A 14,890-nucleotide genomic window follows, 5' to 3' on the forward strand; every position below is an offset into this window, starting at 1 on the left:
TTATTTATTCCTGAAATCGGTGTGGGAGAGCATTACAAATATGAAATCAAAAATTTTGAAGGACACATTTACGAAAAATCTGATCCCTACGGTTTTCAGCAGGAACCCCGCCCGAAAACCGCATCCATTGTCACTGATTTAGATGCTTACAGTTGGAACGACGAAAGCTGGATGGAAAAGCGGCGTCACACTGACCCCCTCACCCAGCCTGTCTCAGTCTATGAAGTGCATTTAGGCTCTTGGTTACACGCTTCGAGTGCCGAACCTGCTAAACTGCCAAATGGTGAAACTGAACCTGTAGTTATCGTTTCTGGACTGAAGCCGGGCGCACGCTTCCTTACCTACCGGGAACTGGCTGACCGACTCATTCCTTATGTCAAAGAATTAGGATACACCCACATAGAAATGCTGCCGATTGCGGAGCATCCCTTTGATGGTTCTTGGGGTTATCAAGTCACTGGGTACTATGCCCCCACCTCCCGTTTTGGCAGCCCCGAAGATTTCATGTATTTTGTTGACAAATGTCACCAAAATGATATAGGGGTAATTGTGGATTGGGTTCCTGGTCACTTTCCCAAAGATGGGCATGGTTTAGCTTTCTTTGATGGTAGTCACCTATATGAACATGCTGACCCCCGCAAAGGCGAACACAAAGGATGGGGTACTTTGGTGTTCAACTATGGTCGCCATGAAGTCAGTAATTTCTTAGCAGCAAATGCCCTCTTCTGGTTTGATAAATACCATATTGACGGGATTCGTGTCGATGCTGTTGCCTCGATGCTCTACAATGATTATTGCCGCGAGCCAGGCGAATGGCTGCCCAATCAGTACGGCGGCAGAGAAAACCTAGAAGCAGCAGATTTTTTGCGTCAGGTAAATAACATTATCTTTAGCTATTTTCCCGGCATTCTTTCAATTGCGGAAGAATCTACTTCCTGGCCAATGGTGTCTTGGCCCACCTATACAGGCGGACTTGGCTTTAACTTGAAGTGGGATATGGGCTGGATGCACGATATGCTGGATTACTTCAGCATGGACCCTTGGTTCCGCCAGTTCCACCAAAACAATATTACCTTTAGTATGTGGTACAACCACAGTGAGAACTTCATGCTGGCTCTGTCTCACGATGAAGTGGTGCATGGCAAGAGCAATATCATCGGCAAAATGCCGGGGGATGCATGGCAGAAGTTAGCTAACGTGCGTTGTTTATTTACTTACATGTTTGCTCACCCTGGCAAGAAAACCATGTTTATGAGCATGGAGTTTGGGCAGTGGAGTGAGTGGAATGATTGGACAGATTTGGAATGGCATTTATTGCAGCATGAAGCCCACCAACAGTTAAAAACATTTTTCCGGGAATTGAACCATCTCTACCGTTCTGAACCAGTTTTGTACACCCAGGATTTTGCTGAACCTGGGTTTGAGTGGATTGATTGTAGCGACAACCGCCATAGTGTAGTTTCTTTCATGCGTCGTGACAAGGATTCTGATGATTTTGCGATCGTCGTTTGCAATTTTACACCGCAACCCCATTCTCACTACCGTATCGGTGTACCGCAAAAGGGATTTTATACTGAGTTGTTCAATAGCGATGCGCGTCAGTATGGCGGCAGCAATATGGGCAACTTAGGCGGTAAGTGGACAAATGATTGGTCTTTGCACAGTCGTCCCTATTCGCTGGATTTGTGTTTACCACCTTTGGGTGTGTTAATTCTCAAGTTGGATAAGAAGAAAACTGCTGAGGCATTGCAATAACAATTAAGGGTGGGCATCTAGCCCGCCCAGGAGTAATCAAAACTTTACCCACATATCGACAGCAATGCTAGCATTGCTGCACCCTTAGAGTGTGGCCTATTTAAAGCGTGAATGACTATCGCGCAACATCTATTTTTAAACAGGATTTACCCAACTGGCACAATGCGATCGCTTAAAATGCCAGTATCAATCATGCGGTGATATTCGTCAATCGTCCACTTAGCAACAATAACAGTCATGACGATTGATTCCTCCCAATGATTATTAATATTTTCCCATCTTAAACGTATTTTAAAGGAAGCCGCTAGCGCGTATGTACCCGTGTAGCCAAGACTTCCAATCTAAAACCAACTTTTTAGTAATTTACCTTTTCAAATATTACATTAACAATACAAAAACTCCACTTTCTCAAAGTAAGTGGAGTAATTAATGTTAAACTATGATTAAGGAATCATCGCTAATCTAGTATTTCTATTTCCAGTCCAAAAACGTAAATTAATCTAAAGCTTTCTTTAGTTCGTCTTTAATGTTTTCTACAGTGTGAGCAACTTGAGCTTCAGCTTGCTTTGTTTGTCCTTCAGCTTTATCTTGGGGATTACCGGTTATTTCACCCACAACCTCTTGAACTTTCCCTTCAATATTTTTTGCAATAGCTTCTACTCTTTTTTCGGCACTCATGGTTTTTATTTTCAGCTTGTAGTTGATTGACCTATTACATAAACTAACAACAGTGTATTATTTTGGACTTCCATCAACGGAGAGAAGAATTCTTTAGATTATGTATCTTAAGATAGATACGGGCTGTTACAGAACACCCAACTAAAAAAATATGAAGATATCATAAATTCGCTGTGTTCAGATCCCTGGTTTCTTTGAGAAGCCGGGGATCTAACTTTTCACGAAGAATTTAGGGCTGCTATATGCACCTTCATAGAAAATTAGTATAAGTCAAAGCAAATTTTCAACAAAAGGAAAGTAAAGGAGTGACAACAAAACGTCAAAAAAATGTATGGAAGAGTGAGATTAATGACATCATTCGGGGTGCTTGCGGAGGTTTTTTATTTGGTATACCTTTACTGTACACAATGGAGGTTTGGTGGATTGGATCATTAGTAAAACCACAACTGATGATGATGGCGATCGCATTTATGTTTATTGTGGTTTACTTGCTTAATCAGACAGAAGGCTTTCGGAAACGTACATATAGCTGGCTAACTCCTCAAGCCGCAATGGATACCGTAGAAGCGATCGCGATCGGACTAGCTTGCTCTGCCTTTGTGTTGCTACTATTGCAAGAATTGACCCCAGAAACTTCCCTAAAGGAATCTTTAGGTAAAATTATCTTTGAAAGTGTGCCTTTCGCTCTCGGTGTAGCATTAGCCAACCAACTTTTGGGAGATACTAGAAATGGGAATGCAGAAGCACAAGGAAGCAATCGGGTAAACAGCACAACCAAGAACAAAGAGGATGAGTTACAAGCCACCTTTGCCGATGTCGGTGGAACCTTGATTGGTGCAACCATAATCGCATTTAACATTGCTCCAACAGATGAAATACCTATGCTTGCAGCCGCAGCCTCGCCACCTTGGCAGTTGGCAATGATCGCCACATCTTTGCTGATTTCTTATGGCATTGTATTTCAGGCTGGCTTTTCTGACCAGCAAAAGCGGAAACAGCAAAAGGGAATTTTCCAACGACCATCGAGCGAAACCATTATGTCCTACCTAGTATCACTGCTAGCAAGCGCTTTTATGCTGTGGTTCTTTCAAAAGTTAACTTTTAGCGACCCTTGGACAATGTGGTTAGATCACACCTTGATGCTGGGCTTACCTGCAACTATTGGCGGTGCAGCCGGAAGGTTAGCAATATGACTAAAACAGAACAACCATCACGTTCAATAGCTGAATGGGTAACATTCAGCGTTGCCTCACTTATCCTAGCAATCATTGTGAGTCTGGTGGGCTACACTTGGCTGAACGAAAAAAATCAACCTCCCATCCTTTCTGTTAGCAAAAAACAAACAATTCGGGAAATTAATGGGCAATTTTATGTTCCCTTTGAAGTTGTCAATAGTGGAGGAGACACAGCCGAGTCAGTTCAAATTATGGCTGAGTTACTCATTAACGGTAAAGTTACAGAAACAGGAGAGCAACAGATCGATTTTTTATCTAGTGGGGAAAGTGAAGAAGGCGCATTTATATTCAGCCAAAACCCGCGCCAAGGTCAGTTAAATCTGCGTGTTGGTAGCTATAAATTGCCCTAATGAAGATTTAAAACCGCAGATATAGCGATTTTCACGGGTAGGGACACGGCATTGCTCATACGGTCTTTGCACTGAGCGACTTGTGCCAAGCGAAGTCGAGGTAAGCCAAAGTGTCACCCCGAAGTCTTGCCCGCCCTTAACTAAAGAAAACCTGGTAGGATTACCCACCCGATAAAATTGGATAATTTATTTTTTGGAAATCTTTAAGCTTTAACCTTAGCTTTTGACCAAACACCGTTTTCATCTTCATCATATTGTTGATGAACAGACTCCCAAGCAGCTTGTTCAGCAGTGAACTCGTCATTTTTCTCATTGAAGACAGTGTTATAGCGCTCAATGAAGGTGCGTTGAGCTTCATCAGAAAGATGAGCGCGAACTTCAGGAGACAAGTCTTCTGGGCTGTTGCACTGTCCAGGACAAGGGCGAGCAAAGGTTTTTTCAATTGTGTGAATTTCTTCGCCACCAGCACTTTCGAGCAACAATTGAAATTCGCCAGTGCGATCGCTCGGAACTTCTGCCATCACCAAGAACTCACCAGCTTGTAAGCGGGTTTGGTAGATAGCCGCTTTATCTTCTGGCATCCCCAAAGTAGTTAAAACCGATACTAGACCGGCACCTGCACTACCTGCGATCGCTCCACTAGCAGCTCCCAACAGCACTGCACCAATAGGCCCTGCTGCCACGATTGAACCGACAAAAGGAATAAACAGTACGCCTACACCCGTGAGCAAGCTGAGAAAGGAACCAAACAAGGAACCAAAAACTGCCCCTGTTCTCAAACCTCCCACTATAACATCTTTTTTACTAATAAAGCCAGCGATTCTAGTTTCGGACTGGAAATTTCTACCCATGACCGAAATATGATCTCTAGGCACATCCCTGGCTAATAACCGCCGAATCACATCATCAATTTGCTTCTGTTCTTTAAATACAGCAGAGATAGTCCGTTCTGCTTTATATACTTCTGACACTTAAAACCCCCTGTTTGGTTTGTATTATCTTGTTTTTGCAATGAATATGGTGAATAGGTAGATGCAGGCAGATTAATTCCTTCACACCAATTAGAAGGAGAAATCAATCCTCCTTCTAACTGGTTTTACAGAGAACCATCCTCTACTCAGACGTTTTGAGCTACACACCTACAGGAGTCTTGGCCCCTTCTGCTGGCTGTCTACCATCTGGCCCCAGTGCTTCGCCTTCAATGAATGAACGCAACATCCAAGCCATTTCCTCATGCTGTTCCATTAGTCCAGTCAGAAAGTCAGCAGTTCCTTGATCGTGGAACTGTTCACCAGACTGATCTACATGGTCTCTTAAGTTCCGAATAACCTGCTCGTGATCGTTCACTAGATTAGATACCATCCCCGTTGCTGTGGGAACATTACCAGCATGTTCCTTGAGGCTAGCAATCTTGAGAAATCCTTCCAATGTGCCAACTGGATAACCGCCCAAAGCACGAGTCCGCTCTGCCAAAGCATCAATATTTAGAGTCAGCGTTTGGTAGTGTTCTTCCCAAAGCTGGTGCAAAGAGCGGAACTGAGGGCCAACCACATCCCAGTGATACTTTTTGGTTTTCACCAACAGTAGATAAGCGTCTGCCAAATCTTGATTTAACAGATTAATTACACCTTGACGCTGTTCTTCAGTCAAACCAATGTTTATCGAACGCATTGTTTTCCATCCCTAAGCAAACTTATCTACTAACTTCTCAAATTTTCAACATAATCCACATCAACCAAAGGAAACATTGTCAGCTTGAATTAATCAACCCATTGATAATTGTTCCTATGCCTTAATAGGTAGTATTAAGCCAATATTCTAGTAATTAGCGAACTTTATTGATTTTTTCGGCTATAACAATAAAATATACTAAATATAATGATCAATTAAAATATTTTTAATCAAAACTATGCAAACCCAGTTTAACCATAGATGCTCAAGATGAACATATTTTTATAATTAAATTGTAGTCTCCATAACAGTACTAATTAGTAATGGGTGACTGCTTTTACGCAATCACCCATTACTACCGGAAAATTACCAAGACTATTAATTTATTTCTTACCTGTAACTTTCTCCAACACATTCTTTATATTTTCTTCCACAGATGTTGCGGCCTGTGAATTTTCTGGACGCTTCTGCTTGTCAATATCAGCAGCTCCCTGAACCTCATTAAGTCCTTCGTTAGTCTCTTTTTGAGTCTTTTTCAATCCTATTGGTGGTGCTTTCCCAGCTTCGTCAGTTTTGGCCTGAATGTCAAGCAGTTGTGTAGTAGCTTCCTCAGGGTCACTTTGGTAGCTATCGATCGCAAAAGCAGGAAAAGCACTAGATAACAATAGTAAGGCGCAAGTAAAAGCCACAACTAGGAAGCGTACTGGACTTAAGACAGAAGCAATAATTTTCATTTGAAATCCTCGATAACAGCTTTAACAACGCATAACTTTGATTGAAATAGCGGCAGATCACATTTTACTTGGTAAAGAGCAATAATAAAAATAGCCAGCTACCCTTCAATCTGAAAGTTCTTTAAAAACGAACCTGACGAAGAAATTGTCTTAAGATTTCTGCATCGAACTAGTTAAGGGATAAGAAGCAAATATCACCTTAATTCTTTAGCAAAATCATTACGTTTTTATATTGACAATCTTCTTTCAAGGTTCTCTATTTCTACTTTTACTTTGAAAATGCTAATGCCTGCATCAATCTCTAGAATGAAATTTACTATATCTTTAGTTATAAATAAAATCAGTCTCCAGGTATATCGACTTATTAATATAGTTTGGTTTCTGCACCCAACTTGGTAGAAGTTGACCTTTTGAGACAAGGAGAGTCAATGCCTGTTCTAGGAAGCCATAGATTATAGTATCTTGCGTTAGTCGCAGCGACAACAGACCTGATGCAGATTTATATACTTTCGACTTAAAAAACCCAATTCCTGTTTTTCCAGTAACTTTGGGTGAGGGAGAACCTGAGCCAATAGTTTACTTACAAAGATTACTAATGCGCCTACTTGCACTATTTTCCGTATAGACCGTCATTAGTCAAAAGTGTTTACTAAGGACAAATGACAACCTCACTAGTGGATGTGCAATGTTTATTTGCGTAATATTTTAGCACAGGTATAGCCCACCGTAGGCATCATATTTTGCTTACAAGTGAGGTTTTGGAAAAATTGCCACTGCGCTTGACGCACTTTTAGCAATTGCAGATAACCTGAATAACTTTTCAAATATCCCTTAAGAGTCCTCATTCCCATTTTATTCTAAACTTGATAAGTCTGTCTTATTACCTCTTGTATCGAACTTACACGATGGAACATTTCTATTAATTCATGGGATCTTGTTTTTCGCTTCGCCAACATTATTTTTAACGGCATTAAATAATGAACATCTGGATCATCTCCTAAAGCAACTTCGGCTGCTTGCAATACTTTTGCCGCATTCCCAAAAATATCCTCGTTGTCAAACCCTTCTTTTGCAGAAACTTGGTGTAATATTGCATTGGGTACAGTTGCTCTACCCAGCAAACTTTTATCTAACACCAAACCTTTCAATAATGTTAGCAAAGCTGCATATATATAAAAGTCATCACAGCTATCACAAGCTTTAAATTCAATGCGTCCAACTTCCGCCGGAATGCGGGCAATTTTTGTTAATGAAGGTATGCTATTAATCAGTTGTTCTTGTTTCTGAATAAAAACCAGAACTGCTGATCTTTTTCCGGTTCTGATAAATGTTCGTACCGATAAACCATCCCATAAACCTCCCTTATAAAAAGGGGAACTATAACTAAAAGGGACGATATAAGGACTATAATAAGTTAACTTTTTGCCAATATCAATCACATCTTCAGTAGACAAATTTGCTACTGAAATATTTAAATCTGGCCCGTATGACACCATGTGAATATTAGCAGTTTGTTCATCAGGATAAGTCTGTAGCTCTTTAATTTCGTAATCGTTTAATGGGGGATGAGGTTCAAAAACCGGATTGTATGGATTAAAACTGACTAAAACTGGTGAGAAACCAAAGTTCGCAGCAACCTCACGTAGCAAGTGAAAACTTTCTGATAATTCAGTAATAGCACCTTGAATATTAGAATGTATAGTCGTTCTAATTTCGATACCTTTAGCATGACAGTCTATTACCTTATCGGAATCTGCAAATCTTTCAAATCCCTCAATATACCATCTCTTCATTTTAATACCCGCATCCCCTACGCGCAGTTGAGGATAGTCGCTGGGGTATGTAGGTAGCTTTTCAATAATTTGATTGAAATCAGCAAATTTGGTGTGGGAAAAATCAGCAAACTTTCCTTCTTTATTTAGAAAAGCGACTTCATGCTCAATGCCAAATAAAAACATTATGTATACCTTTATTGTGTAGGTGCGTAACCAGTTGTGGACGATAATCCCTCATAAACAACAGCCTATTTGAGAAGACTTTGCAGTAGCAGGTTAATCAAATTGGTAAGCCATCGCTGCAATAATTTCAGATGATTTAGGATCTACTATAATTGGATATGCTGCCTGAAGCCCATAAACTCTAGCCCAGAGGGAATTAGTAGTCTTTCTTGAATGATGCTGAGGTGAACTTTGCTTTTATTCATTAATATCTCCACAACAAAGATCAAATCTTCCTTTTTAGTTTAAGTAGAAAAAATTCTCAAGATTATCTCAGATGGATTTTACCCCAAGACCGACTGTTGCGATTTGAAAACTTCTCTGGTTTATTTCTGAAGGCAGCGATGCTTACGAACTTTCTTGATTATTCTGTATTGCCCCCACTATCTTCCTAGTCACTGGGTAGGGTAGCTTAGTAGTGACTGAGGAAAGCTTGAGACGTGAGTTTATGACAAGTACCGTTCAATCCCCCTACAGCAGCGAACAGATTGCCGCTTGGTTGCGTGGACTGCTCACCATTGCTTGGGCAGATGGTAATTTTGATGCCCAAGAACAGGAATTAATTGCCAGCATCACCAAAAATGAATTAGCTCCTAAGATTCAATGCGATTCACTAGAGGTAATTACACCAGAAGAATTAGCCGCAGTCTTGGGTAAAGGTACGCCAGCATCGGAAAATTTCTTAAGAACTGCGATCATGGTAGCGATCGCAGATGGTACTTATTCTCCCAGCGAAGATCAGATTCTGCACCAGTTCTGCCAAGCCTTAGAACAGCCAGAAAATTTACTAGAAGCCCTTCGCTACACCCTAGAACACCCACAGCTTACCCCCAGTATTGCCAGGACTGGGCTTACAAAGCGTCAAATTGATGCACTACACCCCCTGCGCGACTGGCTGAATCGGCTAGATATCCAAGACCCAAGAGTAGCCCGCTTTTTGTGTAAAATGATTCCCTCCCAGTGTCCCTTTGAGCGGGATGTCACCTTATTTGGACGAAAGATTGTCCACATACCGCCGATGTGTAAAATCAACCCCTTGTACGAGCAATTGGTGGGCTTACGTTTCCGCGCCCTCTCTTATTTGGCAGATAAATGTGGTGAAGATGTTTCACCATATATTTAGTTAAAGTGGAGAGTGAGGAGCTATAATCTTTAACTCCTAACTCCTCACTTCTCACTATTACTTAAATATGCAATTTATCGACCAAGCAAAAATTGAAGTTGAAGCTGGTAAAGGCGGCGATGGTATTGTCGCCTTCCGGCGAGAAAAATACGTGCCGACTGGTGGCCCCTCTGGTGGTAATGGGGGAAGAGGCGGTTCAGTATTTTTCCTTGCCGACGAAAACCTGCAAACCTTGCTGGACTTCAGATATAACCATCGCTTTCAGGCAGAAAAAGGGACTCGTGGTGGGCCGAATAACTGCACTGGAGCAGGAGGAAAGGATTTAATCATCGAAGTTCCCTGTGGTACAACCATTTATGATGCTGAAACTGGCGAATTGCTAGGGGATTTAACTGAGCCTAAGCAGACTTTGCTGATTGCCCAAGGTGGTAAAGGTGGACTGGGAAATCAGCATTTCTTGAGTAACCGTAACCGCGCCCCAGAATACGCCCTCCCAGGATTACCAGGGGAAATAAAGCAGCTGCGCCTAGAGTTGAAGCTTTTGGCAGAAGTCGGGATTATTGGCTTACCAAATGCTGGTAAATCCACTCTAATTTCATCTTTATCAGCAGCACGTCCAAAAATCGCAGACTACCCTTTTACTACCCTTATCCCAAATTTGGGTGTAGTGCGTAAACCTACTGGCGATGGTACTGTTTTCGCCGACATTCCCGGACTAATTGAGGGAGCATCTCATGGTGCAGGACTGGGACACGATTTCTTGCGCCATATTGAGCGCACGCGAGTGCTACTTCACTTAATTGATGCCACTAGTGATGATGTGGTTGGAGATTACAACACAATTAAAGAAGAATTAAAAGCTTATGGACGAGGTTTAGCAGAACGCCCGCAAATTTTAGCGCTAAACAAAATTGATGCAGTTGATCGGGAAACTGTCGATTTGGAGGCGTTAGCCACCCAACTTAATCATCTCTCCTACGCCCCCGTTTTTGTGATTTCAGCAGTTACCCGCACCGGGTTAGAGCCGATGTTACAAGAAATTTGGGGAATTCTCGACCAAATGAAGGTTCCTCAAGAAGTGGAGGTATTTAGCTGATAAAATAATTACAAATTATGTTGACGTATCCTGGATCAGGGGAATCTTAATCACAAACTTAGCCCCTTGTCCTGGCTGCGAAATACATTCTAAACAGATTTGGGCAAAGGCTACGGTACAAGAATGATGTAGCTTGCCCTAGACTCAATGTTTTGCCGACTCGCGTGTGACGGCTGTCCTCATCGATCCACTTGCCAGTAATACTCGCGCTCACCGCTTCTATGAACGTCTTGGCTTTCAATTTGTTGAACCACGAAGGTTTGGCGACGATGACTGTTTTGTTTATTGCCTGAACCGAGCAGATTGGCATCCTGAAAACACGATCGCATCGCGGTAGCGGCAGCTAGTGAACGATCGCGCAGAGTCGCCCAGCATAGCTGACCGCCGCATAACAACGCCCATGCACACATGCACACCGACTGTTGAGAGTCGATCGGTTATGATGCAGTCAAAATTACCAAAGCATGAATTGCCAAAGGAGGGAAACTAATGAGTTCATTTGTGCTTTGTTTTCAAGATATTGACAAAACACAACTCAAGGTTGTTGGAGGTAAAGGCGCAAACCTGGGGGAACTTTCCAAGATTGAAGGAATCCACGTACCGGATGGCTTCTGTGTTTCTACTGAAGCTTTTAAAAGAATCATTGGGGAAACGTCGTCGATTAACGAATTACTCGCTCGGTTATCACATCTATTGGTGGAAGACAGACATAAAATCGGTGAACTTAGCGGTGAGATTCGCTCTTTCATCGAAGGAATACCCATTCCTCAAGACATTAATCAAGAGATCGCCAGCCTCCTCTCCAGGCTTGATGAAAAAAATGCCTGACAGAGAATTCGGGTTAATGGAACGGAAGGCTATGTAGAAATCCTATATTAAAAACTGTGACACGGCTTTATTGAGTAGCAAGATTGATACGAAACCTTAAAGTGCTTACGGGATCATCAAATTCGTACACTAGACTAGAACTACAGGGTAATAATCAGAGGAAAATTATGATGAGCGATCGCGACTACACATTAATAATTGACAAAAGCGGTAGTATGTCCACACCCGATCAAGTGGGTGGTAGAAGTAGATGGGACATAGCCCAAGAATCTACTCTGGCTTTAGCAAGAAAGGCTGAACAGTTTGACCCCGATGGCATTACGGTGTACGTGTTTTCCGGTAGATTTAAACGCTACGATGATGTCACTTCAGCCAAAGTCGCACAAATATTTCTCGAAAATGACCCTTCTGGGACGACAAACTTAGCAGCTGTACTTCAGGATGCCCTCAATAACTACTTTCAACGCAAAGCTGCCGGTAAAAGTAAGCCAAACGGAGAGACAATTTTAGTCATTACCGATGGTGAACCAGACGATCGCAAAGCTGTGTTTGAAGTGATTATTCATGCAACTCGTCAGATGGAACGTGATGAAGAATTAGGAATTTCAATGATTCAAGTGGGTTCAGATGCCCAAGCAACTAAGTTCCTCAAAGCTTTGGACGATCAGTTGCAAAGTGTCGGTGCTAAATTTGATATTTGTGACACGGTTACTTTAGACGACTTAGAAGAAATGAGCCTTGTAGATGTATTGACAAACGCAATAACTGACTAATATGTTGATTATGCATAGTCCAGTAACCAATTTTAGATTTTAAATTTTAAATCCTTCAATTTTAAATTGAAATCTGGTTTCACGACTAGTTTCAACGATGAAAATTAAAATCTTAAATTTCTTTTCAATACCCTATTTTTAGGTTAACGGTTAATCCCAAATCCAAAATTAATTGACTCTTAATTGGAGAATTGAATAATGCTAGAAAATCGTGACTATACCTTGATTATCGACAAAAGTGGCAGCATGGCAACCAAAGATCAAAAGGGTGGTAGAACTAGATGGGTTGCAGCACAGGAATCTACTTTAGCTTTAGCTAGTAAATGTGAACAATTTGACCCAGACGGCATTACTATTTATGTATTTTCTGGTAAATTTAAGCGATACGAAAATGTGACATCCGGCAAGGTAGCGCAAATTTTCCAAGAAAATGACCCCTCTGGTACAACTGACTTGGCAGGTGTGTTAAAACATGCAACTGATGATTACCTTCAACGCAAAGCAGCCGGTCAAACCAAGCCAAATGGTGAAACAATTTTAGTGGTTACTGATGGTGAACCGGACGATCGCAAAGCAGTAATGAAGGTAATTATTGAAGCTTCTCGCCGCATCGATCGAGATGAAGAATTAGCTATTTCCTTCATTCAAGTTGGTACAGATCAGCAAGCTACCCGCTTTCTCAAAGTCTTAGACGATGAACTTCAAAGTGCCGGTGCTAAGTTTGATATCTGTGACACCATTACTATGGAAGATATGGAAGATATGAGTTTATCAGAAGTGCTACTCAATGCGATTAATGACTAACTATACCATTTATTAGGAATTGCCAAAATGGATTCCATTGATAAGCTATTAGCTGAACTCCAAACCGAATATAAAGAAGTACAACCACAACAGCAGCAGTCAAAATCAGCCACAGCCAAATCGTTTATTCCATCATCGCCAAAGTCGGCATCTTTCATAGATAACCTTTTGGCAGAAGTTCAGGCTGATTTTGCCGAAGAGGATGCTGCTATTAAGTTAAAGAGACAGCAAGAATTAGAACAAGAACGAATTCGACAAGAACAACTCAAAGCCAAACATCTAGAAGCTTTGAAAGCGGAAGCAAAAGAATGGTTAGCCAAAGTAGATCCATTTTCATCAGAAGGACTTTGGTTTGAAAGGTTTGCTGAAAGTTACTCCTCAAAATTAGAGGCAGCGATTGAATATTTAAGAAACAACGAATAAAATAATTCGTGATTCTTAGAAATCTGCTAGTTAAAATTATAAGTTAGCAATTATTAGTTATTAACTATGCTCAATATTGATGGTGATTTTTTAGAGCCAACCGTTGCACAGCCCATTCATGCATAGCATAGAGAATTGGTTGTAAAGTTTCTCCTAAAGGCGTCAGAGAATATTCCACCTTGGGCGGAATTTGGGGATACACTTCTCGATGAATAATACCGTCTTCTTCCATTTCTCTGAGTTGCTGAGTCAGCATCTTTTGCGTAACTCCAGGTAAAGCCCGTTGCAACTCACCAAATCGTTTGACGCCAGTCATTAATTCTCTAATAATCAAAACTTTCCAGCGTCCACCAATCACCTTTAAAGTAGTTTCTACTTCACAAGTCAGCCTGCGATTATTTTCTGCTTCAGCTTTCATAATTAGTTTTTAAGAAGAACCTTACTTAGGTTTGCTGGGTAGTACTGATATTTCCAAGTATGGGTAGATCCACAACATAATATCAAGGAAAAAAGTGGAAATTAGCTTGAAAGGCAAAAGACAAACCTCGCGCCTTTCAAGCTAAATGTTGAATTTTCACAAACTTTTGAGCATTAGATATTCAAGATATCTATTAGAAATTATGTAGCTACCAACTCAGAATCGATTTCCGACGGCGCACTATCTTGGACTAGCGATCGCGTTTCACCATTACGCTGGAGAATACCACCAACCATTGCCAACAAGGCGTTTACCTTGCGGGTTCGCCACATATCTACAAGTTTTTGCACTTCAGTCGCAGACATCCGTCGCATCATCGCTTCGTAGAGATAAGTAGCATGTCCAGTTTCATCTTGGGCAATACAAAGCATTCCTAACTTCAAGTTCCGAGCGGTTGATTCGTAATCAGGTAATACTTTCGCCATTCGCGCAAAGTCTTTACTAGCATCTAACTCCAGAATGTATGTGCTAGCCATAAACACATCCCAGTCAATGACAGCCGGTTTTAGCTGTTCTTGGGTGTAGCCTTCAAAGAATGCTGCGAAAAAGGGACTACGCTGTTGTGATTTTTTTGTGGTTGTAGTTTGGGGCTGACGCTTGAAATCTATTACTTGTTTATTCAGCTGTTGTAAGGCGTGGGCAAAAATTTTACCATGCCTAGTTTCATCTGATGCATGTTTTGCTAGTTTTTCGGCTAGCCATGTATCGCCTTCGGCTGCGGCGCGATCGCTAAGTGCAGATAAAAACGGCACAGAGCCAGATTCGGCCAACTGAAACCCCGCAAGGATGTTAGGGCGGGTTTTAGAATCACGAATTTGAGCAGCAGAGTAATAGGCAAAAGCACTTGAACCAGCTGTGCGATTCGTTGTTTGGTGAATCACGGTATCCAGCCCGTACATAACTAAACCAGCCAGACAGCAGATTACTGTCATTAAAGGCTGAACT

At 41.5% G+C, this 14,890-nt stretch carries 18 protein-coding genes; 11 read left to right on the forward strand and 7 right to left on the reverse strand.

Going from position 1 to position 14,890, the window contains the following annotated elements; translation table 11 throughout:
• On the forward strand, positions 1 to 1,755 hold a 1,755-nt coding region (gene glgB / locus V7K25_RS30990), incomplete at its 5' end, for a 1,4-alpha-glucan branching enzyme (protein WP_335163674.1).
• A gap of 495 nt (positions 1,756 to 2,250) precedes the next feature.
• Here glgB and V7K25_RS30995 read toward each other — a convergent pair.
• Positions 2,251 to 2,433 carry a CsbD family protein gene (locus V7K25_RS30995; protein ID WP_335163676.1) on the reverse strand — a complete coding sequence of 61 codons (183 nt, stop codon included), beginning with the start codon at positions 2,431 to 2,433 and terminating at the stop codon, positions 2,251 to 2,253.
• A 305-nt stretch (positions 2,434 to 2,738) separates the two neighbouring features.
• On the opposite strand from V7K25_RS30995, the gene V7K25_RS31000 reads away from it, so the two are divergent.
• Both V7K25_RS31000 and V7K25_RS31005 read left to right on the forward strand, forming a co-directional pair.
• Complete coding sequence (locus V7K25_RS31000; protein WP_335163678.1) at positions 2,739 to 3,626, forward strand: TIGR02587 family membrane protein; 888 nt, start codon at positions 2,739 to 2,741, stop codon at positions 3,624 to 3,626.
• A complete protein-coding gene (locus tag V7K25_RS31005; protein WP_335163680.1) occupies positions 3,623 to 4,018 on the forward strand; it encodes a TIGR02588 family protein in 396 nt (131 codons plus the stop codon). The genes V7K25_RS31000 and V7K25_RS31005 overlap by 4 nt, the downstream gene beginning before the upstream one ends.
• A 203-nt stretch (positions 4,019 to 4,221) precedes the next feature.
• Here the strand turns inward: V7K25_RS31005 and V7K25_RS31010 are convergent, their stop codons facing one another.
• The 3 genes from V7K25_RS31010 to V7K25_RS31020 form a co-directional block, all read right to left on the reverse strand.
• Positions 4,222 to 4,989 (reverse strand): ChaB family protein, encoded by a 768-nt coding sequence (locus V7K25_RS31010; protein WP_335163682.1) that lies wholly within the window; start codon positions 4,987 to 4,989, stop codon positions 4,222 to 4,224.
• Positions 4,990 to 5,149: 160 nt separating this feature from the next.
• On the reverse strand, positions 5,150 to 5,689 hold the full coding sequence (locus V7K25_RS31015; protein ID WP_335163684.1) for a Dps family protein: 540 nt from the start codon (positions 5,687 to 5,689) through the stop codon (positions 5,150 to 5,152).
• Positions 5,690 to 6,072: 383 nt separating this feature from the next.
• Positions 6,073 to 6,423: a hypothetical protein gene (locus tag V7K25_RS31020; RefSeq protein WP_335163686.1), complete on the reverse strand. Its 351-nt coding sequence runs from the start codon at positions 6,421 to 6,423 to the stop codon at positions 6,073 to 6,075.
• Positions 6,424 to 6,877: 454 nt separating this feature from the next.
• On the opposite strand from V7K25_RS31020, the gene V7K25_RS31025 reads away from it, so the two are divergent.
• Positions 6,878 to 7,048 (forward strand): DUF4058 family protein, encoded by a 171-nt coding sequence (locus tag V7K25_RS31025; protein ID WP_335163704.1) that lies wholly within the window; start codon positions 6,878 to 6,880, stop codon positions 7,046 to 7,048.
• A gap of 232 nt (positions 7,049 to 7,280) precedes the next feature.
• Here the strand turns inward: V7K25_RS31025 and V7K25_RS31030 are convergent, their stop codons facing one another.
• The gene (locus tag V7K25_RS31030; protein ID WP_335163688.1) at positions 7,281 to 8,381 is read right to left on the reverse strand and encodes a glutamate--cysteine ligase; all 1,101 of its coding nucleotides are present in this window, start codon (positions 8,379 to 8,381) and stop codon (positions 7,281 to 7,283) included.
• Between the two features lie 487 nt (positions 8,382 to 8,868).
• Here V7K25_RS31030 and V7K25_RS31035 point away from each other — a divergent pair, with 487 nt between their 5' ends.
• The 7 genes from V7K25_RS31035 (at position 8,869) to V7K25_RS31065 (ending at position 13,467) form a co-directional block, all read left to right on the forward strand.
• Positions 8,869 to 9,543 (forward strand): Mo-dependent nitrogenase C-terminal domain-containing protein, encoded by a 675-nt coding sequence (locus tag V7K25_RS31035; RefSeq protein WP_335163690.1) that lies wholly within the window; start codon positions 8,869 to 8,871, stop codon positions 9,541 to 9,543.
• A 67-nt stretch (positions 9,544 to 9,610) separates the two neighbouring features.
• Entirely contained in the window at positions 9,611 to 10,639 is a 1,029-nt protein-coding gene (obgE, locus tag V7K25_RS31040; protein ID WP_335163692.1) for a GTPase ObgE, read from the forward strand.
• A 166-nt stretch (positions 10,640 to 10,805) separates the two neighbouring features.
• The gene (locus V7K25_RS31045) at positions 10,806 to 10,976 is read left to right on the forward strand and encodes a hypothetical protein (RefSeq protein WP_335163694.1); all 171 of its coding nucleotides are present in this window, start codon (positions 10,806 to 10,808) and stop codon (positions 10,974 to 10,976) included.
• 152 nt (positions 10,977 to 11,128) lie between these two features.
• On the forward strand, positions 11,129 to 11,467 hold the full coding sequence (locus V7K25_RS31050; protein WP_335163696.1) for a PEP/pyruvate-binding domain-containing protein: 339 nt from the start codon (positions 11,129 to 11,131) through the stop codon (positions 11,465 to 11,467).
• Positions 11,468 to 11,634: 167 nt separating this feature from the next.
• Positions 11,635 to 12,240: a vWA domain-containing protein gene (locus V7K25_RS31055; RefSeq protein WP_335163698.1), complete on the forward strand. Its 606-nt coding sequence runs from the start codon at positions 11,635 to 11,637 to the stop codon at positions 12,238 to 12,240.
• A gap of 198 nt (positions 12,241 to 12,438) precedes the next feature.
• The gene (locus V7K25_RS31060) at positions 12,439 to 13,044 is read left to right on the forward strand and encodes a vWA domain-containing protein (RefSeq protein WP_335163700.1); all 606 of its coding nucleotides are present in this window, start codon (positions 12,439 to 12,441) and stop codon (positions 13,042 to 13,044) included.
• A gap of 27 nt (positions 13,045 to 13,071) precedes the next feature.
• Positions 13,072 to 13,467: a salt stress protein, Slr1339 family gene (locus V7K25_RS31065; RefSeq protein WP_335163702.1), complete on the forward strand. Its 396-nt coding sequence runs from the start codon at positions 13,072 to 13,074 to the stop codon at positions 13,465 to 13,467.
• Between the two features lie 70 nt (positions 13,468 to 13,537).
• On the opposite strand, the gene V7K25_RS31070 is transcribed toward V7K25_RS31065, so the two are convergent.
• Positions 13,538 to 13,885 (reverse strand): winged helix-turn-helix transcriptional regulator, encoded by a 348-nt coding sequence (locus V7K25_RS31070; protein ID WP_109008692.1) that lies wholly within the window; start codon positions 13,883 to 13,885, stop codon positions 13,538 to 13,540.
• Between the two features lie 200 nt (positions 13,886 to 14,085).
• A complete protein-coding gene (locus V7K25_RS31075; RefSeq protein ID WP_335163706.1) occupies positions 14,086 to 14,844 on the reverse strand; it encodes a ferritin-like domain-containing protein in 759 nt (252 codons plus the stop codon).
• Positions 14,845 to 14,890 lie beyond the last annotated feature (46 nt).

Source organism: Nostoc sp., from assembly GCF_036919495.1.
GTDB lineage: Bacteria > Cyanobacteriota > Cyanobacteriia > Cyanobacteriales > Nostocaceae > Nostoc.

What these genes read in the sequence shown, in the direction of transcription:
- V7K25_RS30995 (WP_335163676.1), bottom strand. Translation starts at nt 2,433, where the DNA reads ATGAGTGCCGAAAAAAGAGTAGAAGCTATTGCAAAAAATATTGAAGGG.
- V7K25_RS31005 (WP_335163680.1), top strand. Translation starts at nt 3,623, where the DNA reads ATGACTAAAACAGAACAACCATCACGTTCAATAGCTGAATGGGTAACA.
- V7K25_RS31015 (WP_335163684.1), bottom strand. Translation starts at nt 5,689, where the DNA reads ATGCGTTCGATAAACATTGGTTTGACTGAAGAACAGCGTCAAGGTGTA.
- V7K25_RS31020 (WP_335163686.1), bottom strand. Translation starts at nt 6,423, where the DNA reads ATGAAAATTATTGCTTCTGTCTTAAGTCCAGTACGCTTCCTAGTTGTG.
- V7K25_RS31030 (WP_335163688.1), bottom strand. Translation starts at nt 8,381, where the DNA reads ATGTTTTTATTTGGCATTGAGCATGAAGTCGCTTTTCTAAATAAAGAA.
- V7K25_RS31035 (WP_335163690.1), top strand. Translation starts at nt 8,869, where the DNA reads ATGACAAGTACCGTTCAATCCCCCTACAGCAGCGAACAGATTGCCGCT.
- obgE (WP_335163692.1), top strand. Translation starts at nt 9,611, where the DNA reads ATGCAATTTATCGACCAAGCAAAAATTGAAGTTGAAGCTGGTAAAGGC.
- V7K25_RS31050 (WP_335163696.1), top strand. Translation starts at nt 11,129, where the DNA reads ATGAGTTCATTTGTGCTTTGTTTTCAAGATATTGACAAAACACAACTC.
- V7K25_RS31055 (WP_335163698.1), top strand. Translation starts at nt 11,635, where the DNA reads ATGATGAGCGATCGCGACTACACATTAATAATTGACAAAAGCGGTAGT.
- V7K25_RS31060 (WP_335163700.1), top strand. Translation starts at nt 12,439, where the DNA reads ATGCTAGAAAATCGTGACTATACCTTGATTATCGACAAAAGTGGCAGC.
- V7K25_RS31065 (WP_335163702.1), top strand. Translation starts at nt 13,072, where the DNA reads ATGGATTCCATTGATAAGCTATTAGCTGAACTCCAAACCGAATATAAA.
- V7K25_RS31070 (WP_109008692.1), bottom strand. Translation starts at nt 13,885, where the DNA reads ATGAAAGCTGAAGCAGAAAATAATCGCAGGCTGACTTGTGAAGTAGAA.
- V7K25_RS31075 (WP_335163706.1), bottom strand. Translation starts at nt 14,844, where the DNA reads ATGTACGGGCTGGATACCGTGATTCACCAAACAACGAATCGCACAGCT.